The sequence below is a fragment of the Oxalobacteraceae bacterium OTU3CINTB1 genome, assembly GCA_024123955.1.
Lineage (GTDB): Bacteria > Pseudomonadota > Gammaproteobacteria > Burkholderiales > Burkholderiaceae_D > Rugamonas.
The window spans coordinates 2,739,343-2,765,866 of sequence record CP099652.1 but is presented as its reverse complement, the minus strand read 5'-3'; the positions used below and the strand labels follow the sequence as shown (position 1 = coordinate 2,765,866).

The following is a 26,524-nucleotide window of genomic DNA, read 5'->3' as shown; positions in this document are numbered from 1 at the left end:
GAATCGGCACAAGCCGCACCACATCGTCAGGAGACCCGGTTGGAAGCACCTGCCACGCCCGCCAATGAAGCCAGCCGGCTGACCGCGCTGCGCTCGATGAACATCCTCGACACACCAGCGGAGGAACGGTTCGACCGCCTCACGCGCATGGCCAAGCGCATGTTCCGCGTGCCCATCGCGCTCGTCAGCATCATCGACGAGAACCGTCAATGGTTCAAATCGAACGAAAGCCTTCCGGCCAGCGAAACACCGCGCAATATTTCCTTTTGCGGCCATGCGATCCTCGGTGACGATATCTTTCTTATCTGCGATACGCTCGCCGACCCGCGTTTCGCCGACAATCCGCTGGTGACCGGTGCGCCGCATATCCGTTTCTACGCCGGTTGCCCACTGCGCTCGGCCGGCGGCTTCAAAATCGGCACGCTGTGCATCATCGATGCCGTGCCGCACGAATTCGACGAGGACGACGCCGTCGCACTGCGCGACCTGGCATCCATGGTCGAGGACGAACTCACCGCCTTCCAGGCCGCCACCACCGACGAGCTGACCCGCATTTCCAACCGCCGCGGCTTCATGCAAATGGCGCAATACAGCCTTAATTTTTGCGCCAGGCAGGGCGCGCCGGCGACGCTGGCGTTCCTCGATCTGGACGGCTTCAAGCCCATCAACGACACCTTCGGCCACGCCGAGGGCGACCGCGCGCTGGTTGCCTTCTCCGACGCCATGCGCAAGACCTTCCGCAACACCGACCTGTTCGCCCGACTTGGCGGCGACGAATTCGTCGTGCTGCTGACCAGCGCCGGAGAGGCCGACGCGGCAATGGTGATCGACAAATTTACCGACGTCATCGACCGGTACAACACGGAAGCCCAACGCGGCTACGCGCTGGCGTTTTCCTGCGGACTGGTCGAATTCGAACCATCCGCGCACCGGCAGATCGAAGCGCTGCTGGCCGACGGCGATGCGCGGATGTACGCGATCAAAGCCGCCAAGAAATAGCGGCAAGCTTCACGCCGGGCGCAGTGCATCGACAAAGAAGTCGAATGCCGTTCGCACCCGCGACGGCAGGTTTTTACTAGATGCCACAAGAATCAGTATCGGCGCGGCATCGAATTGCCATTCCTCAAGCACCCTCACCAGCTTGCCCCTGCGCACCGCCTCCGCCACATCCCATTGCGAACGCAGCACCAGTCCCAGCCCCTGCTCCGCCCAATAGCGCGCCGTGCCGCCGTCGTTGCTTTCCATCGCCGGATGGATGCGGACCGACTCGCGCGCGCCAAAGCGGCCGTCGGCCGCACCCTTTTCCCGCCTGAAATGCCACAGGGTGACGTCCTCGTCATTTTCCCGGATGCAAATGCACGGATGCGTCAACAACTCGCGCGGAGTGCGCGGCTCGCCATGCTTTTTGATATAGGCCGGGCTGGCACACACCCAGCGCGCGTTGTCGGCGATGGTGCGCGCCACCCACGACGAGTCGCGCACGCTGCCGATGTGGAACACGATATCGGCCTCGGCGCGCTCGGGCCAGGGCGTCTCGCGCAAGTCCAGTTGAACGTTGAGCTCGGGGTACATCCGCGCCAGCCGCACGATCAACGGCGCGATGTGCTGGCGTCCATAGCCGAACGGCGCCGCCACCCGCAGCTTGCCTTTGACGCTCTGGGCGCCGCGCTCGAACAGGTCGGGCAATTGCTCCAGGCGCGACAGCAGCGCGGCCGCCTCCTGCGCCAGCACCTCGCCGTCCGCGCTCAAGGTCAGCATGCGCGCAGTGCGCGTGGCCAGCGGCAGGCCCAGCTCCCGCTCCAGGCCGCGCAAGCGCATCGACAGCGCCGAGGGTGTCACGTTAAGCGCCCGGGCCGCCTCGCTGAGCGACACGCTGCGCGCCAGGGTCGCCATCAAGCGCAGGTCTTCGATCTTGATCATTCAATTTTTCTTAAGCTTTGATTGCTTTCCATTTAAACACAGGTTGATGAATAGGATTTACATTAGACGCTTGGTTTCATTCATCAAGGAGAAAATATGTCGGCGCTTACCGGACTCAACACGCCTGCGGCCATCATCGACGTCCCGCGCATGCAGCGCAACATCGCGCGCATGCAAGAGAAAATGGACACGATGCATGTCAACTTCCGTCCGCATGTCAAAACCAGCAAGAGCGAGCCTGTGACGGCCATGCAACTGGCCGCCGGCGCGCGCGGCATTACGGTCTCCACCTTGCTCGAGGCGGAGCATTTCTTCGCAGCGGGCACCACCGATATCCTGTACGCGGTCGGCATGGTCGGCAGCAAGCTGGCGCAGGCGATGGCCTTGCGCCGGCGCGGTTGCGACTTGAAAATCATCACCGACAGCCTGGCTTCGGCCGAAATCATCGTGCGCTTTGGCAAGCAGCACGACATGCGGTTCGAAGTCTGGATCGAGATCGACAGCGACGGCCACCGTTCCGGCATCCGCCCCGAGCTCGCCACCTTGCTCGACGTCGGCCGCCATTTGCATGAAGGCGGCATGCTGCTGGGCGGCGTGATGACGCACGCCGGTTCCAGCTACGACCTCGACGACCAAAACAAGCTGATCGCCATCGCCGAGCAGGAGCGCAAGGCCTGCGTCGTCGCGGCCGAACGGCTGCGCGCCGCCGGCCTGCCCTGCGCGGCGGTCAGCATCGGCTCGACGCCGACGGCGCTGTCGGCACAGTCGTTCGACGGCGTCACCGAGGTGCGCGCCGGCGTGTACGTGTTCTTCGATCTGGTGATGCACAACATCGGGGTGTGTTCAATGGATGAGGTCGCCCTAAGCGTGCTGACCACGGTAATCGGCCACCAGCAGGACAAAGGCTGGGCCATCGTCGATGCCGGCTGGATGGCGATGAGCCGCGACCGCGGCACGCAAAAACAGAAGCAGGACTTCGGCTACGGCCAGGTGTGCGACGTGCGCGGCACGCCGATCGCCGGCTATGTGCTCAGCGGCGCCAACCAGGAGCACGGCATCCTGTCGCTGCGCGATGGCGTCGATGGCGATATCGCGTCGCGCTTTCCGATCGGCACCCAGCTGCGCATCCTGCCCAATCACGCCTGCGCCACCGGCGCGCAATATCCGCAATACCAGGCGCTGAGCGGCGATGGCGGCCTGGTCCCATGGCCGCGCTTGCATGGCTGGTAACGTTGCCCCCATCACTTGCAGAAGGATTGTTTTGCGGGAGGAGAAATGACGCGCGATAGCAACGCAAGTGGCCCCGCCGGCAAAACTCCGTTGCCTTTTGCTCGCCCTGAAGGTTTCTTCACGGCTACACTTAGCCTTCTCCAGCAGTTTCCACAGGTTAGGTAATCATGCACAGTTCTATTGAAGAGATCGGCACTTGTGATTCACGGTTGAGCATTGCCATGTCGGTGCTCGACGCCATCAACCGCAGCCAGGCGCTGATCGAGTTCGATCTTGCCGGCAATGTCACCCACGCCAACCGCAATTTCCTCGACGCCATGGGCTACAGCCTGGACGAGATCGTTGGCAAGCACCACCGGATGTTTTGCACGCCCGAGTTCGCCGCATCCGACGAGTACCGCAACCTGTGGCTGGAGCTGGCGGCGGGCCACCCCAGCAGCGGCGAATACATGCGCCTGCACAAAAGCGGCAGGCCGATATGGTTGCAAGCGTCGTACAATCCCGTCATCGGTCCCGACGGCAATCCGTTCAAAGTGATCAAGTTTGCCACCGACATCACCGAACAAACGCTGCGCAACGCCGACTTCGAGGGCAAGATGATGGCGGTCGACCGCGCCCAGGCGGAGATCGAGTTCGACCTGACGGGCCGCATCCTGCACGCCAACGACAACTTCCTCAAGACCATGGGCTACGAGCGCGACGAGGTGGTCGGCAAGCACCACTCGATCTTCTGCGAGGGCGCCTACAGCCGGTCGCACGAGTACCGCAGCTTCTGGGCGGAGCTGGCCCAGGGCGAATTCCATGCCGGCGAATTCAAGCGCATCGGCAAGCAAGGCAACGCCATCTGGATCCAGGCCACCTACAACCCCATCTTCGGCGCCGACGGCAAGCCGTTCAAGGTGGTCAAGTTCGCCACCGACATCACGGCCGAGAAAATGCGCAACGCCAATTTCGAAGGCAAGAACCAGGCGGTCGACCGGGTCCAGGCGGTCATCGAGTTCGACCTGCACGGCAAGGTGCTGTCGGCCAACGACAACTTCCTGGACGTGATGGGCTACACGCTCGACGAGGTGCGCGGCCAGCACCACCGCATGTTCTGCGATCCCGCGTTCAGCCACTCGCCCGAGTATATGGCGTTCTGGGAGCGCCTCGGACGCGGCGAGTTCAACGCCGGCGAATACCGGCGCGTCACCAAAGCGGGCAAGGAGGTATGGATCCTGGCATCGTACAACCCGATCTTCGACGCCGACGGCAAGCCGGTCAAGGTGGTGAAGTTCGCCACCGACATCACCACGCAAAAAATGCTCAGCGCCGAGACCAAGGGCAAGCTCGACGCGCTGGGCCGCTCGCAGGCCGTCATCGAGTTCGATATGCGCGGCAACATCCTCTCGGCCAACGAGAACTTCCTGCGCACCATGGGTTATGTCGAAGAGGAAGTCATCGGCCAGCACCACAGCATGTTCTGCGACGGCGAGCTGGTGAAGAGCGCCGAGTACCGCAATTTCTGGGCCAACCTCGGCCAGGGGGAGTTCCAGTCGGGCCGCTTCAAGCGCGTCGGCAAACATGGCGCCAAGATCTGGATCCTGGCCACCTACAACCCTATCCTCGACATCAACGGCAAGGCCTACAAGGTGGTCAAGTTCGCCATGGACGTAACCGAGCAGGTCAACCGCGAGGAAATGGTCACGCAAAAGGTCAAGGCCATCTCCGGCGTGCTGGGCGAACTGACCTTGTCGATCGCCGGCATCGCGCAGGGCTCGCAGCACAGCGCCGGCCTGGCCGGCCAGACCCAGTCGGAGGCGTCCGACGGCAGCAAGTTGCTGGCGCGCTCCCGCGAGGCGATCGTCGCCATCCAGCAATCGTCGGGCGCGGTGCATGAAATCATCGACACCATCAGCGACATCGCCGGCCAGACCCACCTGCTGGCGTTCAACGCCGCGATCGAGGCCGCGCGCGCCGGCGAGCACGGCTACGGCTTCTCGGTGGTCGCCAACGAGGTGCGCAAGCTGGCCGAAAAGTCGGCACTGGCCACCCGCGAGATCGCCAAGCTGATCAACGAAACCGTCAACCGGGTCGGCGAAGGCACGCGCCTGTCGGGCGACGTCGAGGCGGCGTTCGAGCGCATCGTGCAGTCGGTCGCCAAGACCAGCGCGTCGATCGACCAGATCCACGCGTCGACCTCGGCGCAGGCGGCCGCGACGCAGGACGCCTCGTCGTTGCTGACGGAACTCGAGAACATGGCGACGGAGCGCTAAGGCATGACGGCCATGGAATCGGTGTCTGCGTCGGCGCCGGCCGAAGGCGCGGTGCGGCTGGCGGTGGCGGCCGTGGGCGCGGTCAACATCGGCGTGGCCATCGACGCCGTGCTGCAGGCCATCCCCGCCAAGGGCGCGCTGACGGCCCTGCCGCGCCGCCAGGGCGCGCTGTGCGGCGTGGCCGAGCACGTCGGGCGGCTGGTGCCGGTGGTCGACCTGGCGCGCTGGGTCGAACTGGGCGCGTCGCAAGCGGATGTGGAGGTCGCCGAACGGGTCATGATGCTCAGCGACGGCCGGCGCACCATCGGCCTGAAGGTCGACAGCATCCGTGGCTTGACCGATGTCGCGCCGCAGGCCTTGTCGCAGGTCCATCACGACGACGACAGCGAGGAAGTATTTCACACCGTCGTCAAGTCGGCGGAGATGGGCCTGGTGCTCAGCATCCTCGACGTCGGCCGCTTGATCGCGCTGGCGTCGGCCTGGCATGAATCCAACGGGGACGACGGGGCCGAGGCGGCCCCATCGGTCCATCAAGCGCAGCAGGGAGACGAGAAGGTGCTGAGCGCGCTGCTGGCGGTGGGCGATGTGCGGGTGGCGCTGCCGGCGGCCGAGCTGGCCGAGGTGATCCATTTGCCCGAACTGCTTGCGATCGGCACGGCCGGCAGCAACCGTTACTGCAAATGGCGCGACCGTACCATTCCGGTGATCAACTTGGGCGCCCTGCTCGGCCAGCCGGATACCGCACAGGCAAAGCTGCTCGCCATCGTGCAACGCGAAGGCCTGACGCTCGGCTTGCTGGTGCGCGAGGCGATCGAACTGCGGTCGTTGACGGTCGCCGGCGCTGCCGTGTCGGACGGCGGCATCGCCGCTACCTTTTTCGAGGAAGGCGCCGGGGAGGTGCGGGTCATCGACACGGCGCTGCTGTTCGCCAGCACGCCCGAGGCCAGCATCAGCAAGAGCGCCGCGCCGGAACAGGACAAACGCGAGGCGCAGCGCGCCAACCCGGGCGCCTATATCGTTTTTCAGACCGATCAGGCGTGCGCGGCGCCGATCGACGCGATGGAAGAGATCCTGCCGCTGCGGGCCGAGCACATGGATGGGCTGGAGGCGTTGGCTGCCAATATCGAATGGCGCGGACAAGCGGTGCGGCTGGTGGATCTGCGCAGCGGGCCGGAGCCGTCGTCGGCCAGGCCCACTGCGCGGATTATCGTGGTGAAGGGGCCAGAGGGGTACGCGGGGTACGTGGTGCGCCACGTGCTGCTGTTGATTCCGCCGCACACCGGCTGGCTGTACCGGATGGCGCTGGCCGGCGCCGGTCCGGTGGAATTCATCACCACCGGCGAGGGTAGCGATCAGGTCAGTTACCGCACGATCGACCTGGCGAATCGTTAGGCAATCAACCTTTGCTGCCCGCCACCCACTTCATGCCGAAGTTGTACTTGCGATCCATAACCTCGTGCATGCTCTTGCCGCCTTCCGGCACGATGTAATCGACCAGCTTGGTCACCTGCAGCTTGCCGCCGATATTCTCGATCATCGCGATGGCGCACATGCGCTGGCTGGCGCCCTGGTCCAGCCGTACCTCGATCGGCGGCTGGTCCGGCACATTGATCGTGACCACGCCATCGGTCGCGGCCCAGTTCGGCGCACCTTCGTAAATGAACGCGAAAATCAACGCCCGCCTGACCTCGTCGAAACGTTGGCCGTTGATGGTCAGATTTTCGCCATCGACATTGGCGCCGGTGCGGTCATCGGCTTCCAGCTGGATGTACGGCTTGCCGTCGAAGTTGCCGAAGCTGTTGCCCAACGCTTGCACGACGCCCTTGGAGCCGTCGTTCAGCTCGAACATGCAGGCCAGATCCAGATCCAGCCCCTTGGACGGGCGCAGGCCGCCGGTCAGCTTGGACAGGAAGCCCCCCTTCTCCACCGGCGCCACGGCGCCCGAACGATTCCAGTTCAAATTGACGTGGATGCGGCCGAAACCGCGCGAGGCCGATTTCTCCAGCGAGATCTTGTCGCCACGCTTCTCCAGCGTGATCTTCGACAGCGACACCTTGGGCTGCGTCGCAGCCGCCGGCGCTGGCGCCGGTGACGGCGCGGAGGCCGACGACGACGCGCTCTCGCTGCCGCCGAAGTGCGTCAGCAACGCCGACAAACCGCCATTGAAGCCCTGCCCCACGGCGCCAAAGCGCCACAGCCCGTCCTTGCGATACAGCTCGGCCACTATCACCGCCTTCTCATCCTGGAAGTCGGCGCCGGCCAGCGGGAACTGCGCCACACCGCCGACCGTCACGCTGCCCTGGCTCAGCGAGCGCATCGCGCCGCTGTCGATGGCGGCGGTAAACACCAGCTTGGCGATCGACTCCGGCAGCGCCGCCAGGTTGACGGCAAAGCTGGAGCGGTCGCCCGCGATGGTCAGCCTGACCGCCCCGCCCGGGCTGGCCAGCTGGTTGTAGAACACCATGTAACGGTCGTCCGACAGCCGCTCCGACGCGTCGAGGCCGAAGCACGAGACGTCGGCGCTGGTACCGCCCAGCTTCAGTTCCACATCGACATTGAACGCCTGGCCGCAGCCCAGGTCGTCGAGCTTGCTCTTTTGTCCGCGCGAGAATTGCTTCATTTCGATCACCTCAGAATGGTTTGACTCGTTAACACTGGCGAAGTTGCGGCCTGCATCGACTCTTGCTCCTGCTTCTGCGCCTGGCCCGGATGCGACCCGAACAGGCGCGAGCGTTCGAGCGTGCTCTCGGCCCAGGCGCGATGGGTGGCCACCTCGCACATCGACTGGTTCATCGCGAACACGGCCGGGCTGTCCGGCCGCAGAATGGCGGAGGCCTCCTCCAGGTCGCTGGCAGAGACGCGGTAATGGCTTTCGATCGGCTCGATCTGGCTCGGATGGATCGCGGTCTTGCCGACCATGCCGTGCGCCAGGTCCTCGTTGACCTCCTCGGCCAGCAACTCCGGCAGGTCCAGATGCTCGAACACCGGCGCCGTCAGCGCAAAACCGTGCGGCCGGAAGGTCGTCACCAGCCGCCCGATCACCGGCCCCAGCGGCGTGCGGTAGATCGTCATGTTGCGCGGCCGGCGCAAGCCCAGCAGCGCCAGCAGATCGTTGCCGCCAATGCGCAGCGCCACCACCCGCTCGCGGATGCCGGGCGAGCCGATCAGATGACGCAGCGCGTGCATCTCGGCATCGTAGAACACCTCGGCCGTCTCCAGGGTCGGCATCAGCGCGTGGGCCGTGTCGCGCACCAGGTTGCAGTACATCGGCAGATTGTACTGGGTGGCCTTGGGGATGACGAAGCCGGTCAGCTTGTCGGCGCCGGGCATGGCCAGCACGCGCGCCATCACGTCGAGGTTGCGCACCCGCACGAAGCGCTCGGCCTGGCTCTCCGCCGGCATGTTGGCCAGCACCAGCGACAGGTTGAACAAGGCGTAGCTGAGCTCGCGGTCGGCGACCGCGTCCTCGGTGCACATGATCAGCGAGCGGACATTGCCCAGGCGCGTGCCGCTGGCGACGTCCATCAGATATTTATGGGTCGCCGGCACGTACAGCGAAGCCCCTGGTGTCTTAACCATCGGCGATACTCCTGATGATGGAAACGGCCTGGTATGGCAGCTCCGGATCGAGTTGCACCGGCACGTCTTTTTCGCGTGCCAGCACCAGCAAATGGGCGACGTCGGCGCTGGCCGCGTCGCGCACGATCAGCCTGTCCGGCGAGCGCCGCAGCAGCACGCGCGTGGCTTCGCCCAGGCCGGGTTTGATCAGGTTGCGGTCGGCGACGCCGTGCACGCGCATGGCCGCCTCCATGTAGTCGCGCGAGACGCGCGCCGCCGTCGCGCGCGCGGTCTCGGTGGCGAGTTCGGCCAACGCGGTGGTCGCGCCGGCCGGTTCGCTGGCCGGGCCGATGACCGCGTCGATGGCGGCCGGCCCTTCGGCCCATTGTTGCGCCAGGTCGACCAGGCGGTCGGCGAACACGCGCGACTGGTCCTGCGGTTCGAACTCGGCGTAGTACACGCAACCGTGGAAATCTTCCGGGCCGATCTCGTCGTTCAGGATCGAGCGGCTGACGAGGCCCGACACGGTGGCGTTCAAAATGCTCGAAGGAATCAGGTAATCGTCGTGGCCGACGGCGCGCGCGGCCACGCCGGCCAGGTCGGACAGCACGTACAGGCCGCTGTCGATGGCGCAGCCGTGGCGCGCGTTGAACACCGCCATGCTGGCGTGCAGCTCGCCGGCGATGACGCCCTTGCCGGTCCAGCCGTCGATGAAGACGATCGATTCGGGCGCGTGGCCCTGCGCCAGGATGTATTCCAGCGCGACCTGGTCGATGCCGCGGTCGCGGATGATCGACAGCGAATAATGCGCGACCTCGCGGCCGAACACGCTGCCGAGCAGACGCTTGAGCACCACGCCCACCGGCGTGCCGGCGCGCGCCAGCGAGACCAGGGTCACCGGCCCGGCGCGGCGGCGGGCGATCAGGCCGGCAAGGCTCACGCAGTCGCGCGCCATGCGCTCCAGGTTGGCCGTGCAGGCCTGGCCGAACACGTCCAGGTAGCGCGGCGACGGCAGCGACTCGCGCGACAGCATCTCGCTGTAATGGCGCTGGCCCGACTGGATCAGGCGTTCCTTGTCGGGCACATCGACGAACGAGGTCAGCGCCAGCGGCTTGAGCAGGAAGCGCACATCGTCGCCGTGGTAGCTGCCGCTGAAATTCATAGCGGCTCCAGGGCGACCCCGGCCAGTTGCGTGCCGCGCGGCACGATGGCGTAGTCGCAAGCGGCCATGAAGCGCGCGTCCGAACGGCTGTCGCCGATGCCGAAGGTCAAAATGGGGCCATGCTCGGCGCGCAGCAGCTCGGTGACGTAGGCCACCGCGTGCGACTTGTTCAGCGCGTTGGGCAGGATGGCCAGATTGTTGGCGTTACGGTGGACGAAGTAGTCGTGGCCGCGCGCCTCCAGCCACGGAATCACCACTTCGCGCTCGATCGGCTCGAGCCTGGCGGCGATCTTGTCGGCGTCCTTGATCAGCAGATAGAACGGAATCGAATAATCCTCAACGATGCGGGTGCGACTGCTCTGGCCCGCGGCCTCGACGTAGGCGTCGATCAGGCGGCCCAGCTCGGCCAGGCCGTCCTGCGCGGCCAGCATCGCCGGGCGCATGCGTTCGAGCCAGGACCGGTCGGCGCTGCCGTCGGGCAGCAGCACCACGCCGCCGTAGTTGATTACCGCGTAGCTGGTGAAGTCGAGCTTGACGCGGCTGTAGGCGTCCTGGTTGCGCGCGGTCGCGGGAATGATGGTCATGCCGTCATTCATGAACTGGAACATCGCGCGCTGGCCGGCGGTGGTGAACGAGCAGGCGACGCCGTCCTTGAGCACGGCCGCCGGTTCGAGGTCGTCGCGCCCGGCGCACTTTTCCAGCGATTGGAACAGTGTGTCGTCCAGGTCAGCAAACAGGAATTTCTTCAATCAGGGCCTCACTCTTAAAATGGAACAGACGCGCCTTGAGCAGCGCGGCCAGCTCGAACAACGCGGCGTTGGGCGGCGTCTCGTGGCAGATGAAAACATGGTCGTACTGACCGGGGGCGACGTTGTACAAAAAATTGGGAATGCCTTCGCCGTAGTTGTCGGCGAACGCGAGCGTATGTGCCACCGCGCCCCAGCGGCGGATCGGCGAGCGCGTGGTCGACTGCACCAGCACGTCGACGCCGTCGCGCGCCAGCCCGGCGCCCAGCGCATAGGCCGCATGCATGAACTCGCCGGTGCCGAGCACCAGCACTTTCTGGCCGGCGCCGATGTCGGCGGCCAGGCCGGACACCAATACCTGCGGCAGGCGCAGCGGCGCGGTGCGGCCGCGACGGCCGAACTGGTCGCTGGCGCCACGCTCGGCGTCGGCGTCGAAACGCTGCGCCGGCGCCGCGCCCGATTCCATCGCGCCTGCGGTGAAGCGATAGCTGCCGTGCAGGCAAGCGCCCACCGTCATCGGCAACGCGCAACGCTGCGCCAACGCTTCGACGCCCTGCTCGCCCATGAAATTGGTGATTACCGCCAGATGCAGGTGACCAAGGGTCGGCTTTACCCCGGGTTGTACCTGGCGGCAAGCGTTCAACAGGTTGACGAAGGTGTTGCCGGTGCTGGCCTCGTCGTCGACCAGCACCAGCGAGCGCATGCCGGCGAACAACTCGCGCTGCGCCGGATCGGCCGGCCAGTGCAGGAACTGGCGCGGCGCGTGGCTGTGCGCCTCCTCGAATTCGATCAGCGGCTCATTGCCGACCCGGTAGCGGGTGGTGTGCAGGAACAGCGCCGGCTGGTCCGGATGGGCGCGCTGCCACGCCTCGAACATGCCCTGTCCCAGGCCGATGCCGGTTTCCGCCATCGAGATGAACACGACCGGTCCCGGCAACTCCGGCACGCCGGCCGCCAGGCTCTCGTGGATCTCGGCCATGCGCTGCGGCGTGACCGGCCAATGCTTGCCCAGCACCTTGCTCAGGAACAGGAAGCCGCGCTTGGCGTTATCGCGCGCGGCAAAGCCCAGCAGGCTGTCGGGAGGAAACTCGCTGCCGGTGACGCGCAGTTCCAGCGTCCCGGTCGGCAGTTCCACCTCGACGGTGCCTAAAAATGGCGATGGCCCGTTCATGGCAATGCCACCGCCGTGCCCAGTTCGCCCACGCGCATGCCGTCGCGCACCGCCAGCTGCTCGGGCGTGAACCCTTCATGGCCGTCGACAAAGCTGGTCAGCGCCAGGTAAGGCAGGTTCGGCCCCGCCAGGCAAGCCATGCCGATGCCGCCCGAGGCGCGCGCGTTGATCTCCAGCAGGCGCAGGCTGCCCTGGCCTTCGCGGAACTGCACGTTGAACATGCCGCTCAGGCCGAAATCAGCCGCCAGCTTGGCGCACGACTCGACGATGTCTGCGCGCACCTCGATCACCTGGCCGTGGCCGGGCTGCGGCAGCTTCTTGCGCGCCACCGCCGTGACCAGGTGGCCATTGGCGCCGACGCAATCGACACTGTATTCGTAGCCGTCGAGGTATTCCATCAGCAGCATGGTGCGGAAGGTGTCCAGCTCCGCCAAGCCACGGCGCAGGTCGCCCAGGCCGATGCGGTAGCTGGAGCCGGCCAGCAACAGCGCGGCGCTGCTGCGCTCCTCGTCCAGCACGCTGAAGCCGAGGCCGTAGACCGAGCGCGCCGGCTTGACGCACAGCTCCTTGTGCAGCGGACGCAGCTCGGCGTGGGCGGCCTCGAACTGGTCGATGTCCTTGAAGATGCGGAACTCGGGCGGCGGCGCCAGCGGCAGATCGACGCCGGCGTAGAAGGCGGCCTTGTCGTCGATGATGTCGAGCTTGTCGGAGGCGGCGGCGCTGAGCACCCGCACGCCATGCTCGAGGAAGCGGCCCCGTGCCGCGCTCAGCGCGGAGGCGTGCTTGGCCGGCGCGAACACGTCGACCTTGTGCTCGCGGCAAAATTCCAGGCACCAGTCGACATAGTCGGCCGCCGTCAAGCCTTTCGGCTCCAGGTGGAACTCGTGCGCGGCGCCGGCCGCCGCGGTATGCGCGTGCGGGTGCGTGTAAATGGTATGGAACCGGCCGGCGTGGTCGGCCTCGCGGATCAGCGTGAGCACGTTCGCGATGGACGAGAAGGCGCTGTTATACCAGACGCGCAAAACCCGCTCGGGCGCGCTCAAATCAATGCTCATGCAATCCTCATGTCGATCGATGGTGAAAAACAGCGTGTACAGCGGGCGCGGCCATAGACCTTGCGCGCACGAGCAAACCGGGAGACGAAGGCCTCCCGGTTTTCACGGTCGGCGCACAACCGGCGCCGGATTGGAAGCTGGTACTGGGTGTTAAGCGTTGACGCCGAACGAGCGCGCCAGCGGACCGAGGCCGCCTTTGAAGCCCTGGCCGACAGCCTTGAATTTCCACTCGGCGCCGGCGCGATACAGCTCGCCGAAGATCATTGCCGTTTCCACAGAGCTATCTTCCGACAGGTCGTAGCGGGCCAGTTCGGCGTTGCCGTTGGCGTTCAGGCAGCGGATGAAGGCCTTGCCGATCATCCCGAAGTTTTGCTTTCGCTGTTCGGCTTCGTGGATGGTGACGCAGAAGGACAGGCGGTCGATTTCGGCCGGCACGCGGGACAGGTCGACGGTCAGGGTCTCGTCGTCGCCGTCCCCCTGGCCGGTGGTGTTGTCGCCGTTGTGGACCAGCGAGCCATCGGTCGATTTGAGGTTATTGTAGAAGATGAAGTCGCTATCGCCGCGCACTTTACCGTCGGCTTTGAGCATGAAGGCGCTGCCGTCGAGGTCGAACGCGGCGCCGTCGGTGGCGCGCGGATCCCAGCCCAGGCCGATAACGACCTTGGTCAGGCCGGGTGCTTCCTTGCTGAGGTTGACGTTACCGCCTTTTTGCAAACTGATCGCCATACAGGTCTCCCATTTAAAGTTTCAAATTATTAACATGCGCCCCGCGACACCATGTCTCGGAACGGCCTTTAAATTTCATCCCCAAGTATGTGGCGACATTTGCGCGAAAATCAATACTGTCCGAATATAATCTTTAAATCGATCTTACCTTAACTACTGGGCGCAGGCGTCGTAAACGGTATCGAACCAGCCATCCGGCTTGCATTTTCCATCGAGCAATGCCTGGATGCGCGCCACCCGGGCGGCGTGCTGCTCGGGCTGAGAAATCGGATGGTATTGGTTGGGCGCCTTGATCATCGCTACCAGGCCGACGAATTCCGGCTCGCTGAGCTCGTCGAGCGGCTTGCCAAGGTAAGTGGCGGACGCCTGCGGCAGCCCGATGACCGGTTTGCCGTCCTGGCTGCCCATGTAGACGTCGGCCACATACAGCGCGAGCTGGTTACGTTTGGGCAGTTTCGCGTTCAACACGAACGCCATGACGTCGCGGCCAAGGTCGAACTTCTTGCAGCAATCGAACACGCGGCTGTAAAAGCGCTGCAACACGCCGGAAACGCCGGACAGCGGCCGGTCGGACAGATAGAGGTCGCGCGCCACCGCCGACGAGATCGTGGCCACGCCCTGCCCCTCGGCCAGGCTCACCCCGGCATGCTGGAAGAAAGTGGGATCCTCGACCCGCAACAGGATGGTGGTCTGGCGCGCGGAAAGCGGCATCATGGGCGGCGCCGGCACCGCCTCCATGACGGCATTGAAGGATGCCGAGGCCCAGACGGCGACTAGCCCCAGATAGGCCGCCGCCAGCAGGAACATCGCCAACACGGTCTTGTACGCGAAACGCATCACGATGACATCCTTGTCCTCAGCAAAAGATGCCAATTCTACGCTGCGGCACAGGCCGCCGTCGTACTATATTAGTACAGCACCACCGAGCGGATCGACTCCCCGCTCTTCATCAAATCGAAACCTTCGTTGATGCGTTCGAGCGGCAGCCGGTGCGTGATCAGGTCGTCGATATTAAGTTTGCCCTCCATATACCAATCGACGATCTTCGGCACATCGGTGCGGCCGCGCGCGCCGCCGAAGGCCGAGCCGCGCCACTCGCGGCCCGTGACCAGCTGGAACGGCCGGGTCGAAATCTCCTGCCCCGCCGCCGCCACGCCGATGATGAAGGACTTGCCCCAGCCCTTGTGCGTGCACTCGAGCGCCTGACGCATCAGCGTGGTGTTGCCGACGCACTCGAAACTGTAGTCGGCGCCGCCGTCGGTGAGTTGCACGATGCTGTCGACGACGTTCTCGACCTCGTTCGGATTGATGAAATGCGTCATGCCGAACTTGCGCGCGATCTCCTGGCGCGCCGGGTTGATGTCGACGCCGATGATCTTGTCGGCGCCGACCATGCGCGCCGCCTGGATCACGTTCAGGCCGATGCCGCCCAGGCCGAACACGACGACATTGGCGCCCGCCTCCACCTTGGCCGAGAACAGCACGGCACCCACGCCGGTGGTCACGCCGCAACCGATATAGCACACCTTGTCGAACGGCGCGTCTTCGCGGATCTTGGCCAGCGCGATTTCCGGCACCACGATGTAGTTGGAAAAAGTGGACGTGCCCATGTAGTGGAACAACGGCTTGCCGTCCAGCGAAAAGCGGCTGGTGGCATCCGGCATCAGGCCGCGGCCCTGGGTCGAGCGGATCGCCTGGCACAGATTGGTTTTGCGCGACAGGCAGAACTTGCACTCGCGGCATTCCGGCGTGTACAGCGGAATCACGTGGTCGTCTTTTTTCAGGGTCTTGACGCCGGGGCCGACATCGACGACGATGCCGGCGCCCTCATGGCCGAGGATGGCGGGAAAGATGCCTTCCGGATCAGCGCCGGATAGCGTGTAGTAATCGGTGTGGCAAATGCCGGTGGCCTTCAGCTCGATCAGCACCTCGCCGGCCTTGGGGCCTTGCAGGTCGACTTCTTCGATGGTCAGCGGCGCGCCGGCGCGCCATGCGATGGCAGCTTTGGTTTTCATGGTCAGGTTCCCGTCAAAAGGCAATAGTGGAACACGCCATTGTGACGCCAGCCCCGGGCGTAGCGCCCCCGCACGGACGAGAATGGCTGGAAATGATGCCATAATGACCGGATTTTAAGGACCAACAGTGACCACCAACACATGAACGCCAAGCCAGCGACGGCCGCCAGGACTGTCGCCAGGACCGTCGACATCATCGTCTATCCCGGCTTCAAGGCGATGGAAGCGATCGGACCGATGTCCGTTTTCGAGTACGCCAACCTCCACCTGCAACGCCGTGGCCGCCCGCCCGGCTACGACGTGCGCATCGCCTCGACCGCGATCGGCCCGGTGCGCTCGGATACCTTGATGTCGCTGGACGCCACCAAGGCGCTCAGCCCGTTGGCCCTGCCGGACGACGCCATCGTCGTCGGCGCCCGCCACATCCAGGCGGCGCTGGCGGCTGGCACGGACATCGTGGACTGGGTCGCGGCCTCGGCGCCGCGCCTCAAGCGGCTGGCGGCCTTGTGTTCGGGCGCGTTTTTCCTGGCGGCCGCCGGCGTGCTGGACGGCAAACGCGCCACCACGCACTGGAGCGTGGCCGACCGGCTGCAATCCGAGTTTCCCGCGATATCAGTCGAAGCCGATGCGATTTTCATTCGCTCGGACAATCTGTGGACATCGGCGGGCGTGACAGCCGGCATCGACCTGGCGCTGGCCTTGGTGGAAGAGGATTTCGGCCGCGACCTGGCGCTGGAAGTGGCGACCGAAATGGTGGTGTATCTGAAGCGGCCGGGCGGCCAGTCGCAGTTCAGCGCGCATTTGCTGAGCGAGCGGACGGCCAAGCCCAACATCCGCGATATTCAAAACTGGATACTGGACAATCTGCACCAGCGGCTGTCGGTCGCCCAGCTGGCGCAGCGGGCGATGATGAGCGAGCGGCACTTCACGCGCGTGTTCCAGCAGGAGGTGGGCGTGAGCGCGCAAGCGTTCATCGAGGCATGCCGCTTCGAGCGCGCCACGCAGCTGCTGGCCGATTTGGCGCTGCCGATCAAGACGGTGGCCGCGCGCGCCAGCTTCAGCGACGAAGCGCACATGCGGCGCGTGTTCCAGAAAAAGCTCGGCATCACGCCAAAGTTATACAGGGAACGATTCGCCACCACCGGCGTCGGCCCGGGCAATTGACAAATCAACGGAGACACGTAGGGCGGATTAGGCGGAACGCCGTAATCCGCCATCTATGAGCCGCCGACGGCGCATGCATTGGCGGATTACGCTGCGCTAATCCGCCCTACGTGTTTCCTCGTGAATTTAACCGCCCCGAATCGCGGCTCAGTGTGCGCCCGCGCTTGAAAACACGTTCATGATCACCACGCCGGCGATGATCAACGCCATGCCTATCAGCGCCGGCGCATCCATCTTTTGACCGAAGAATGCCCAGCCGACCGCCGTGATGAGGACGATGCCCACGCCCGACCATACGGCATACGCGATGCCCACCGGTATCGAACGCAAGGTCAGCGACAGAAAATAAAACGCCACGCCATAGCCGACCAGCACGACTACCGACGGCACCAGTTTGGAAAAGCCCTCGCTCGACTTCAGCGCCGATGTCGCGATGGTTTCCGCGACGATTGCAATGCCCAGCATCAGCCATTTGTTCATTGTGCACCTCCTGTTGAGTGGCCAGTATGCATAAGTTTCGCCGTCGAAACCAGTCTGTTCAAACCAACCGGGCTGTGCGCAAATCAAGCAATTTCCGCCGTACAAATTGAGACCACCTTCTTGATGGCTCGCGACGAGCCCGCATGATCGCCATCAAATTTGCGAGGGAACCCGGCTCCTATACTGGACTTCACACCTTCCGCCGCCCCACTCTCAGTGAGCTCACATGTCAACTGGTCACATCGTCATCGCCGCGACCTTATTAGGGTTGGGCGGCGTTTGGAGCGCAACCGCCACGGCGGCCGATCCCGAGCCCGAACCGGCGGCGGGCGTGGTGACCGTGCAGACCGTCACCATCGCCGGCCACGATTTTTCACAGTATTTTCTTGCCGCCTGGCGCGACAAGGAAGGCAGCGAGCACTACACGCTGTCGATCAACGAACGTCCGTCCGCGCGCCTGGGCAGCGAGGTGTGGATAGGCTTCGCGCAGCGCCGCGTGTTTCAAACCCGCCTGCCGCCGGCCCGCGCGGCGATCCGTTCGCTGAGCGAAAACGCGGCCGAGGCGGTCTGGCAAACCGTGCTGCAAACCGACGTCGAACGCAAACTGATCCAGGACGCCGACCTGGCCCCCGATGAATTCTGACCACCAGGAGCGAGCCATGCCCATCATCCGATCTCCACGCCATGCCTGCACCGCCGCCTGCCTTGCCCTGTTTGTGGCCGGCGGCGCCGGTGCCTCGGACATCGTCTACCAGCCGGTCAATCCGGCGTTCGGCGGCTACCCGGCCAATGGCCAGCATCTGCTGGCAACGGCGACGGCCACCAACAAGCACGTCGGCAAGGACGGCCTGGGGCGCTCGATGCTGGACCAGTCGCCGCTGGCACAGTTCAACCAGACGCTCGAACGCACCGTGCTCAGTCAACTGGCCGCCGCCGCCACCTCCAAGCTGACCGGCGCCGACGGCAAGCTCGTGCCCGGCACGTTCTCGACCCAAAACTTCACCATCAACGTGGTCGACCTGGGCGGCGGCATGCTGCGCATCACCACCACCGACAAGGCGACCGGCGCCTCGACCTCGTTCGAGGTGGCGCAATGAACAGCGTGATGCGTCGCGCCGCGCCGCTTGCCGTGGCGGTCGGGACCTTGCTGCTGTCGTCCGGCTGCGCCCTCACCCACCCGCCGTCGGTCGCGCGCGAGGACGCGCAACTGACACCGTCGACCGTCGCCACCGGCGACCTGCGCAAGCTGCCGCCGCCCAAAGGCAAGGTGGCGGTGGCCGTGTACGGCATCCGGGACCAGACCGGGCAATACAAGCCGGCGCCGGACAGTTCGTTCTCCACCGCCGTCACGCAGGGCGCGTCGTCGATGCTGATCAAGGCGCTCAAGGAATCGGGCTGGTTCATTCCGGTCGAACGCGAAAACCTGCAAAACCTGCTGACAGAACGCAAGATCGTGCGCGCGCTGGAAATGCCGCAGCCGGCCGGCACTCCGGCGGTGCAGATTCCGCCGTTGCTGGCGGCGTCGGTGCTGATCGAGGGCGGCATCACCGCGTTCGAAAGCAATGTGCGCACCGGCGGCGCCGGCGCCCGCTTTCTCGGCATCGGCGTCAGCACGCAGTACCGGGTCGACCAGGTCACGGTCAGCTTGCGCACCATCGATATCCGCAGCGGCCAGATCCTGCAAAGCGTGTCGACCACCAAGACCGTCTACGCCTATGAAGTGCATCCGAGCGTGTTCAAGTTCGTCAACGTCAAGGATTTGCTGGAACTGGAGGCCGGCATGACGCGCAACGAACCAACCCAGCTGTGCGTGAACGAGGCGATCGAGGCCGGCGTGGCCCATCTGATCGTCCAGGGCGTGCGCGAGGGCCACTGGGCGTTGCAGGACCCGGCGCGCTGGTCCGATGCGGTGGTGCAGCGTTATGCCACCGATCACGATACCCGCTACAACCCAACAGGAGGGATGCCATGAGCGCCCGTCTGAGGATAGCGATGGCCCTGCTCGCGGCACTGCTTGGCCCGGGCTTGTGCACGGCCGGCGATCTGGCCGGCGCGGAGTTGCCGTCCGGCGGCTTGCTGAGCGGCGGCTCGCTGGCCACGGTCGGCCAGCACGGCACCATGAATACGATCGCGGCCGACCAGCGCGGCGGAGAACACAGGCTGTCGGCCTCGCAGCGCGGCCGGCAAAACACGGCGAAGGTGGTGCAGGCAGGAGCCGCCAACGCCGTCGAGCTCGAGCAGGTCGGCAAGGGCAACCAGGCCACCGTCGTCCAGGACGGCGCCGGCAACAGCGCTTTTGTCGATCAGCACGGCAACGCCAACAGCGCGCGCATCGAACAGCACGGCCACGACGCCAGCGCCCGCGTCACGCAGAACGGCGACGGCAAACGCGTCACCGTGATCCAGCATTGACGACCTCCGTCAAATCGGGAACCCCCTCCGCCATTGTTTTACCACTAGAAAGGAGCCATCATGAACTACGCACTGTCCACCATCGCCGCCGGCCTGTTGCTGGCCGCGTCCAGCGCCTCCGCGCAATTCGCCAACACCGCCACGCTCACCCAAACCGGCAGCGGCAACTCGGCCTATGCCGAACAGCATCGCGCCAGCAACGCCGTCGTGGCCATCACGCAATCCGGCAACGACAACACCGTGGGGGATCCGACCGCACGGTCCGGCGGGATCCTGCAACGCGATGTGAACGGCTCCGACATCACCGTTGCCCAAACGGGCGACAACAACGCATTCACGCTGCAGCAAACCATCGGCGACCGCAATCTCGCGCGGGTCGAGCAGTCCGGCGTCGGCAACGTCGCCACCGTGTTGCAGAACAGCGTGTTCCAATCGGCCGACACCATCGTGCAACAAGGCGAGCGCAACACGATCGACAGCCGCAACGCAGAAAGTCTTGCCACCGGCGCCACGATCACGCAACGGGGCGCCGACAACCTCGTCAACGTGGCCACCACGCTGTCCGGTTTTTCGGGACCGATCATCAGCCAGCAGGGCGATCGCAACCGCACGACGGTCAACCAGGACAACGCGTTCTTGTCCTTCTCCAGCATCAACCAGCAGGGCATGGACAACCGGGCGACGGTCAACCACAGCGCTACGCTGTCGACCACCTTGTTCATCACGCAGACCGGTAACGACAACCAGGCCACCGCCAACCTCGACGGCAACCAGACCGTGTCGACGATCACGCAGACCGGTAACCAAAACATCGCGACGGTCAGTCAAAGCCGGTACCTGAACGAGTCGACCATCCTGCAGAGCGGCAACCTCAATACGGCGTCCATCGCGCAAACCGGCTTGCCCGCGTCGCCAACGGCGCTGGCCAACACCGCCTGGATCACGCAGATCGGCGAGGGCTTCGTCGCCAGCATCACCCAGACGGGCAGCGGCAATTCGGCCGGCATCTATCAACATTGAGCGCCCCCACCGCCTCCGCCCCTTTCCCTTTCACTGCAAGGAGCCGCTATGAAGTCCGCAATGTTTACAGGCGCCGCCGTTTTGCTGTTGGCCGCGTCCAGCGCGTCCGCGCAGGATCAGGCCAGCGCCGCCATCACGCAAAGCGGTGTCGGCAACCAGTCCTACATCGAGCAGCACCAGGTCACCAGCGAATCGCAGGTGACCGTCACGCAGAACGGCAACGACAACAAAGTGGGCGACCCGGGCAGCCGGGCCGGCGGCATCCTGCAGCGCGACACCAATCGCATGCGGATCATCGTCAACCAGCTGGGCGACAACAACCAGGCGGCGTTCGGACAGCTCACCGGCGATTTCGACCTCGCCTTCGTCAACCAGACCGGCAACGGCAACTTCGCCAGGATCCAGCAGAGCCGCGCCTACGAGTCGGTGGTGCGCATCGAACAAACCGGCGAGCGCAACCTGATCGACGTGGCTGGCACCGAAATCCTGGCTTTCGGCTTCGACGCCTCGCAGACCGGCTCGGACAACGTGATCAGCCTGGCGCGCAGCTGGTCCGGCTTTGGCGGGCCGGACGTGACGCAGGAAGGAATCGGCAACCGCGCGGCGGTCACCCACGACCGGGCCGACTACTCGTTCGTCGACATCCGCCAGCTGGGCATGGGCAACCAGGCCACCGCCAGCCAGACCAACACGATGGTCACCACCGCATGGATCACCCAAACCGGCGACGGCTTCTCGGCCGCCACCACGCAGACAGGCAACGGCCACCGCGCAGGCATCCACCAGCATTGAACCACCGGCGTCGCCCCCTTTTTTCTCATCGCATCAAGGAGCTATCATGAACCATCCAACATTCACCGTCGCCTTCGGCCTGTCCCTGGCCTTGGCCCTGGCCGGCCCCGCCGCGTTCGCACAAGAGCCCACCACCGCCGCCGTCGCGCAAACGGGTACCGGCAATCAAGCCTACGTCGAACAGCGATCGTCCGAAGGAGCCACCGTCTCCATCGTTCAAACGGGCAACAACAACGTGATCGGCGACCCGGCCAGCCGCACCGGCGGCGTGCTGATGAGCGAAACGCCGCGCATGATCGTCGAGATCAGTCAGCTGGGCGATGCCAACCAGCTCACCTTGCAGCATCATGAGGGCGGCTTTTTCGGCTTTGCCTACCTCAACCAGTCCGGCACCGGCAACATCGTCAGCTTGTTGCAGAATGGCGTGTACGAATCGACGATCCGGGTCGAGCAGCATGGCGAACGCAACGTCATCGATGACCGGGCCGAGGCCTCGGGGCCGCTCAGCTTCCGCCCCAGCCAGTACGGGTCAGACAATGTCATCACCACCAGGCGCACCCATTCCGGCTACGCCGGCATGCCGATCTACCAGGAAGGCACGGGCAACCGTGCCACCGTCACGTACGACGATGCCTTCTATTCCGGAATCGGCATCCGCCAGACCGGCATCGGCAACGAGGCGCGCGGCAGCATGACCTCGACCGGTTTCGCGACCGAAGCCCATATCAACCAGGACGGCGCAGGCAATCTGGCGGTCATCGACATCCGTGCGTCCGGCGGCGCGGAGACGACGCAAACGGGGAACGCCAACACCGCCACCGTCGGCCAGACCGTCGGGTCGAACGTGTCGGCCATCAGCCAGACGGGCTCGCTCAACACGGCCGCCACGATGCAGACCGGCGTCGCCTATACGATGCCGAACACGGCCTGGATCACGCAAATGGGTGAGGGTTTTGTTGCCGGCATCACGCAGACGGGCAGCGGCAACAGCGCCGGGATTTATCAGCACTGAGTGCGCGGCGTTACGTTGCGACGCGGAGCTGTCCGAAGGCGAGCTTGGCGGCGGCGAGGTCTTCCAGCGCGGTGCCGACAGCCTTGAAGACGGTGCGTTGTTCGAGCGATGTTCGGCCGGGGACCTGGCCACGCGTCAGCGATGCCAGGTCGCCCCGTATGTCCTCGCTCTTCAGGCAGCCGGCGGCGATGGCGTCGCGCAACGACTGTATCAGCAACGGAAACGGCAGCGCGTCGGTCAGCGATGATTCACTTGGCAGCAGCATCGGCATTCCTCTAATTCACGTAGGGCGGATTAGCGTAGCGTAATCCGCCATGAGCCGCCAGCGGCGCACGCATGGCTCCGTGGCATTTCCAGGTCAGCGGTCAGCCGTCGCGCCGAACATCGCCGCCATCGCCGTCACATCCCGCCCCACGCCACGGTAGCCGACAAAGCGGCTGGCCTCGTCGAACATCGGCTCGCCGCTGACCTGCAGATACTGCACCCTGCCGTTGCCGGCGGTGCGCCGGTAGACGAAGTCGAGGAAAGGCTTGCGCTCGGCGATGTTGGCTTCCAGGGTCGCGCGCTCGGCCACGTCCCAGCCGTCGGCGGCGCTGGCGCCGATGCCGACCATGTCCATCACCGGTCCCGACCAGTGGCTGAGCTTGCCTTCGGCGTCCTGCTCCCAGTACCAGTCGCTCGACAGCTCGGCGAAGCGCTGGAAGCGCGCCTCGCTGGCGCGCAGCTCGGCCGTGCGTTGCATCACCTGGTGTTCCAGCTCCTGGTTATAGCGGTTGAGCTGGCGGTGCAGCAGGCGCACTTCGAGCATGTTGTGGATGCGCGTCTCGACCTCGACCAGCTCGAACGGCTTGGCGACGAAATCCTTGGCGCCGGCTTGCAGCGCGCGCAGCTTGTGGCCGGGCTGGGCGGTCACCACCAGCACCGGCACGTAGCCGTCGGGCTCGATCGACTTGAGCGCTTCGAGCACCTCGAAGCCGTCCATGCCCGGCATTTGCAGGTCGAGCAGGATCAGGTCGTAGTGGTTGGCCAGGTGCAGCGCGCCGACGGCGAACGGATCCATCGTGCTGGTGACGCGGGTGTAGCCGGCGTTGTCGAGCATGCGCTCGAGCAGCATGACGTTGGCCTCCTGATCGTCGACGATCAGAATACTGGCGTTTAATATCTGGTTGGCGTCAATCATGGTGCACTTCCTTATGGGCGGCGGCAAACGCCAGCGCCAGGTCCAATGCGTCCATGAACTGGGCCACGTTGATGGGTTTGGTGAGATAGCGGAAGAAACCGGCCTCCACGCCTTTTTCTATGTCGCGCGGCATGGCGTTGGCCGACAGCGCCATCACCGGGATGTGGGCGGTGGTCGGGTCTTCCTGCAGAATTTTCAGGCAGCCGAAACCGCTGACGCCGGGCAGGTTGATGTCCATCAGAATCACGTCCGGCTGGTAGGTGCGCGCCAGCTGGATACCGGCGTAGCCGTCGATCGCCGTCAGCAGCTTGAGGTCGGGACGGCGCGTGATCAGCTGCTCGACCAGGTTCAGGTTGGCCGGATTGTCCTCGACATACAGCAAGGTGCGCGGCGCCGAGATGACCTGCGCATCGATATAGGTGCTGGTGTCGAACGCGGCCATCTCCAGCACCGGCTCGTCGCTGGCGGCCAGCTCGACCCAGAACGTGGTGCCGGCGCCGACCGTGCTGTCGACACCGATGTAACCGTGCATCAACTCCACCAGTTGCTTGGTGACCACCAGGCCGATGCCGGTGCCCTCCTCGCCGCCCTCCTCCTGGCCAAGGCGGTTGAACGGCTCGAACAGGTGCACGATCTGCTCCTGGCTCAGGCCGGCGCCGGTGTCGACCACGCTCACGCGCACCATGCCGTCGCTGCCTTCGGCGCAGGTCACCGTCACGCTGCCGCCGACGCGGTTGTATTTGATGGCGTTCGACAGCAGGTTGATCATTACCTGCTTGACGCGGGTGCGGTCGGCGTGGACGAAGAACGGCCGCGCCATCGGGCTGAACACGAGCCGGATGCCGCGCTTTTGCGCCTGCGGCCCGACCATCGCCTCGCAATCCTTGAGCACGTCGGACAAGCCCATCGATTCCTGCGACATCGTCACCTTGCCCGATTCGATCATGGCCAGGTCGAGGATTTCGTTAATCAGTTGCAGCAGATACCAGCCGCCCTTGAGGATCTGGTCGATCGAGCGCAGCTGCGAAGGGGTCGGCGGCGGCTTGTCCGACGCCAGCAGCTGCGCGAAGCCGAGCACGGCGTTGAGCGGCGTGCGCAATTCGTGGCTCATGCTCGACAGGAACTCCGATTTGGCCCGGTTGGCCTTGTCGGCCACGGCGCGCGCAGCCTCCAGCTCGACGTTGGTCTCCTGCAGCGCCAATTGCTGCTCGCGCAGGCGGGCGTCGAGCACGGCCTGCGCCGCCTCGACCTGCTTGCGGGCCGTGTTGTCGGTGCCGATCAGCAAATAGCCGATGATCTTGTCGTCGCCGTCGCGCAACGGGCTGACCGAGACGATGGCGGGGAAACGGCTGCCGTCCTTGCGCACATGGGTCAGCTCATACACATCCTCGATGCCGCGCGAGGCCTTGAACGCCAGCGCCTCGAAGCCCGGGCGGATGGTGGTGCCCAGCTCCAGGCTCAGCGCCTCGGCCCGCTCTATCATCTCCTGGGCGTCGGAAATGCCGGCCGGCGTGGTCAGGTTCACCATCTCCGACGCGCTATAACCGAGCATGCGCTCGGCGCCGACGTTGAACAGCTGGATGACGCCTTGGGCGTCGGTGGCGATGCAGGAAAAATTGGCGCTCTTGAAAATGGCCTGCTGCAAGGCGTCGGCCTTGAGCAGCGGCGCGTCGGTCTTGTTCTGGCTCATTGGGATCCCTGGCGTTGCCGCACGTCTGACATCAGCCGCGCGAATTCCTTTTTGACGACGTCGTAGCACTCGCACACCTCGGCCTCCAGGCCGACCCTGTCGAGCACGGTGATATGGCCGCGGCGGTAGCTGATGTAGCCGTTCTCCTGCAACTTGCCGGCGGCGACGGTGACACCTTCGCGGCGCACGCCCAGCATGTTGGCGATCAATTCCTGCGTCATCGTCAATTCGTTGCCCGGCAAGCGGTCGAGCGTGAGCAGCAGCCAGCGGCACAGTTGCTGCTCGACCGTGTGGTGGCGGTTGCAGACGGCCGTCTGCGACATCTGCGTCAGCAACGCCTGCGTGTAGCGCAGCAGCAGCCGCATCACGGGACCGGCGCGGTTGAACTCCTCCATCAGGATATGCGACTTGAGGCGGTAGCCGTGGCCGGCCGTTTGCACCACCGCGCGGCTTGGCGTTGTATTCCCGCCCATAAACAACGAGATGCCCAGGATGCCTTCGTTGCCGACGCCGGCGATCTCGGACGAGCCGCCGTTCTCCAGCACATAATGCAGGGAAACGATGGCCGATGTTGGGAAATAAACATGTTGCAGTTGTCCGCCGGACTCGTACAGCACGTCGCCCAGCCGCATCATGATGGGTTCGAGGTGCGGCGACAGGCGCGCGAAATCGGACTCCAGTAGGGCGGACAGCAGGTGGTTTTGGTTCGGGTCGTTGAGACGCATGGAAACATTCGTTATCCAGTCGTCAACTAGGCGGGCTGCGGGGACGGTGAACGATGACCGTGCCGCACAATAGCACATCCGGGCCGCCGGCACCCGGCCAGCCGCTGAAACGGCAAAAAATGCCCTGGCGACCCCGTCCTTTGCAGGGGTTTCCGCCCATCTCCGCCCGTATTGTCCTAAAATAAGCGCTTGAGTGAAAATGGCGACCGCG

At 64.9% G+C, this 26,524-nt stretch carries 26 protein-coding genes and 1 pseudogene; 12 read left to right on the top strand and 15 right to left on the bottom strand.

Features of this window, described 5'->3' with window-relative positions; all coding sequences use genetic code 11:
* The first annotated feature begins 39 nt into the window (after positions 1–39).
* Positions 40–999: a sensor domain-containing diguanylate cyclase gene (locus NHH73_12155; GenBank protein USX28974.1), complete on the top strand. Its 960-nt coding sequence runs from the start codon at positions 40–42 to the stop codon at positions 997–999.
* A 9-nt stretch (positions 1,000–1,008) separates the two neighbouring features.
* Here NHH73_12155 and NHH73_12150 read toward each other — a convergent pair whose 3' ends face one another.
* A complete protein-coding gene (locus tag NHH73_12150) occupies positions 1,009–1,920 on the bottom strand; it encodes a LysR family transcriptional regulator (protein ID USX28973.1) in 912 nt (303 codons plus the stop codon).
* A gap of 96 nt (positions 1,921–2,016) precedes the next feature.
* On the opposite strand from NHH73_12150, the gene NHH73_12145 reads away from it, so the two are divergent.
* The 3 genes from NHH73_12145 to NHH73_12135 all read left to right on the top strand — a co-directional run bounded on the left by NHH73_12145 (position 2,017) and on the right by NHH73_12135 (position 6,797).
* Positions 2,017–3,150 carry a DSD1 family PLP-dependent enzyme gene (locus NHH73_12145; protein ID USX28972.1) on the top strand — a complete coding sequence of 378 codons (1,134 nt, stop codon included), beginning with the start codon at positions 2,017–2,019 and terminating at the stop codon, positions 3,148–3,150.
* A gap of 167 nt (positions 3,151–3,317) precedes the next feature.
* Positions 3,318–5,405: a PAS domain-containing methyl-accepting chemotaxis protein gene (locus NHH73_12140; GenBank protein ID USX28971.1), complete on the top strand. Its 2,088-nt coding sequence runs from the start codon at positions 3,318–3,320 to the stop codon at positions 5,403–5,405.
* 3 nt (positions 5,406–5,408) lie between these two features.
* The gene (locus NHH73_12135) at positions 5,409–6,797 is read left to right on the top strand and encodes a chemotaxis protein CheW (GenBank protein ID USX28970.1); all 1,389 of its coding nucleotides are present in this window, start codon (positions 5,409–5,411) and stop codon (positions 6,795–6,797) included.
* A 4-nt stretch (positions 6,798–6,801) separates the two neighbouring features.
* On the opposite strand, the gene NHH73_12130 is transcribed toward NHH73_12135, so the two are convergent.
* From NHH73_12130 to NHH73_12090, 9 genes are all read right to left on the bottom strand, one after another.
* Positions 6,802–8,025, bottom strand: a complete 1,224-nt coding sequence (locus tag NHH73_12130; protein USX28969.1) for a TerD domain-containing protein — start codon at positions 8,023–8,025, stop codon at positions 6,802–6,804.
* Between the two features lie 5 nt (positions 8,026–8,030).
* Positions 8,031–8,984 (bottom strand): HpcH/HpaI aldolase/citrate lyase family protein, encoded by a 954-nt coding sequence (locus tag NHH73_12125; GenBank protein ID USX28968.1) that lies wholly within the window; start codon positions 8,982–8,984, stop codon positions 8,031–8,033.
* Positions 8,977–10,125 (bottom strand): cysteine protease StiP family protein, encoded by a 1,149-nt coding sequence (locus tag NHH73_12120; GenBank protein ID USX28967.1) that lies wholly within the window; start codon positions 10,123–10,125, stop codon positions 8,977–8,979. Before NHH73_12120 ends, NHH73_12125 begins: the two co-directional genes overlap by 8 nt.
* On the bottom strand, positions 10,122–10,874 hold the full coding sequence (locus NHH73_12115) for a hypothetical protein (GenBank protein USX28966.1): 753 nt from the start codon (positions 10,872–10,874) through the stop codon (positions 10,122–10,124). The genes NHH73_12120 and NHH73_12115 overlap by 4 nt, the downstream gene beginning before the upstream one ends.
* A complete protein-coding gene (locus NHH73_12110) occupies positions 10,852–12,042 on the bottom strand; it encodes a phosphoribosyltransferase family protein (GenBank protein ID USX28965.1) in 1,191 nt (396 codons plus the stop codon). Before NHH73_12110 ends, NHH73_12115 begins: the two co-directional genes overlap by 23 nt.
* Positions 12,039–13,097, bottom strand: a complete 1,059-nt coding sequence (locus NHH73_12105; GenBank protein ID USX28964.1) for an ATP-grasp domain-containing protein — start codon at positions 13,095–13,097, stop codon at positions 12,039–12,041. Before NHH73_12105 ends, NHH73_12110 begins: the two co-directional genes overlap by 4 nt.
* Positions 13,098–13,247: 150 nt before the next feature.
* Entirely contained in the window at positions 13,248–13,823 is a 576-nt protein-coding gene (locus NHH73_12100; protein ID USX28963.1) for a TerD family protein, read from the bottom strand.
* Between the two features lie 153 nt (positions 13,824–13,976).
* Positions 13,977–14,660 (bottom strand): transglycosylase domain-containing protein, encoded by a 684-nt coding sequence (locus NHH73_12095; protein ID USX29617.1) that lies wholly within the window; start codon positions 14,658–14,660, stop codon positions 13,977–13,979.
* Between the two features lie 71 nt (positions 14,661–14,731).
* Entirely contained in the window at positions 14,732–15,838 is a 1,107-nt protein-coding gene (locus tag NHH73_12090; GenBank protein ID USX28962.1) for an S-(hydroxymethyl)glutathione dehydrogenase/class III alcohol dehydrogenase, read from the bottom strand.
* 141 nt (positions 15,839–15,979) lie between these two features.
* Between NHH73_12090 and NHH73_12085 the strand changes: the two genes are divergently transcribed.
* Positions 15,980–17,002, top strand: coding sequence for a DJ-1/PfpI family protein (locus NHH73_12085; GenBank protein ID USX28961.1), 1,023 nt, complete (start codon positions 15,980–15,982; stop codon positions 17,000–17,002).
* 147 nt (positions 17,003–17,149) lie between these two features.
* Here NHH73_12085 and NHH73_12080 read toward each other — a convergent pair whose 3' ends face one another.
* Complete coding sequence (locus tag NHH73_12080) at positions 17,150–17,482, bottom strand: SMR family transporter (protein ID USX28960.1); 333 nt, start codon at positions 17,480–17,482, stop codon at positions 17,150–17,152.
* Positions 17,483–17,708: 226 nt separating this feature from the next.
* On the opposite strand from NHH73_12080, the gene NHH73_12075 reads away from it, so the two are divergent.
* The 7 genes from NHH73_12075 to NHH73_12045 are packed head-to-tail and all read left to right on the top strand — an operon-like array spanning position 17,709 to position 22,718.
* Positions 17,709–18,125, top strand: coding sequence for a curli production assembly/transport protein CsgE (locus tag NHH73_12075; protein USX28959.1), 417 nt, complete (start codon positions 17,709–17,711; stop codon positions 18,123–18,125).
* A gap of 16 nt (positions 18,126–18,141) precedes the next feature.
* The gene (locus NHH73_12070) at positions 18,142–18,579 is read left to right on the top strand and encodes a curli assembly protein CsgF (protein ID USX28958.1); all 438 of its coding nucleotides are present in this window, start codon (positions 18,142–18,144) and stop codon (positions 18,577–18,579) included.
* Positions 18,576–19,454: a curli production assembly/transport protein CsgG gene (locus NHH73_12065; GenBank protein USX28957.1), complete on the top strand. Its 879-nt coding sequence runs from the start codon at positions 18,576–18,578 to the stop codon at positions 19,452–19,454. The genes NHH73_12070 and NHH73_12065 overlap by 4 nt, the downstream gene beginning before the upstream one ends.
* Positions 19,451–19,894, top strand: a complete 444-nt coding sequence (locus NHH73_12060) for a hypothetical protein (protein ID USX28956.1) — start codon at positions 19,451–19,453, stop codon at positions 19,892–19,894. Before NHH73_12065 ends, NHH73_12060 begins: the two co-directional genes overlap by 4 nt.
* Before the next feature lie 60 nt (positions 19,895–19,954).
* Positions 19,955–20,914 (top strand): hypothetical protein, encoded by a 960-nt coding sequence (locus NHH73_12055; GenBank protein ID USX28955.1) that lies wholly within the window; start codon positions 19,955–19,957, stop codon positions 20,912–20,914.
* A 48-nt stretch (positions 20,915–20,962) separates the two neighbouring features.
* A complete protein-coding gene (locus NHH73_12050) occupies positions 20,963–21,706 on the top strand; it encodes a hypothetical protein (protein USX28954.1) in 744 nt (247 codons plus the stop codon).
* A gap of 46 nt (positions 21,707–21,752) precedes the next feature.
* Entirely contained in the window at positions 21,753–22,718 is a 966-nt protein-coding gene (locus tag NHH73_12045; protein USX28953.1) for a hypothetical protein, read from the top strand.
* 10 nt (positions 22,719–22,728) lie between these two features.
* Here the strand turns inward: NHH73_12045 and NHH73_12040 are convergent.
* The 4 genes and pseudogenes from NHH73_12040 to NHH73_12025 form a co-directional block, all read right to left on the bottom strand.
* Positions 22,729–22,908 (bottom strand): annotated as a pseudogene (locus NHH73_12040) (ornithine cyclodeaminase family protein).
* A gap of 168 nt (positions 22,909–23,076) precedes the next feature.
* Positions 23,077–23,898, bottom strand: coding sequence for a response regulator (locus tag NHH73_12035; GenBank protein USX28952.1), 822 nt, complete (start codon positions 23,896–23,898; stop codon positions 23,077–23,079).
* Positions 23,891–25,588, bottom strand: a complete 1,698-nt coding sequence (locus NHH73_12030) for an ATP-binding protein (GenBank protein USX28951.1) — start codon at positions 25,586–25,588, stop codon at positions 23,891–23,893. The genes NHH73_12035 and NHH73_12030 overlap by 8 nt, the downstream gene beginning before the upstream one ends.
* Positions 25,585–26,313 (bottom strand): Crp/Fnr family transcriptional regulator, encoded by a 729-nt coding sequence (locus NHH73_12025; GenBank protein ID USX28950.1) that lies wholly within the window; start codon positions 26,311–26,313, stop codon positions 25,585–25,587. Before NHH73_12025 ends, NHH73_12030 begins: the two co-directional genes overlap by 4 nt.
* Positions 26,314–26,524 lie beyond the last annotated feature (211 nt).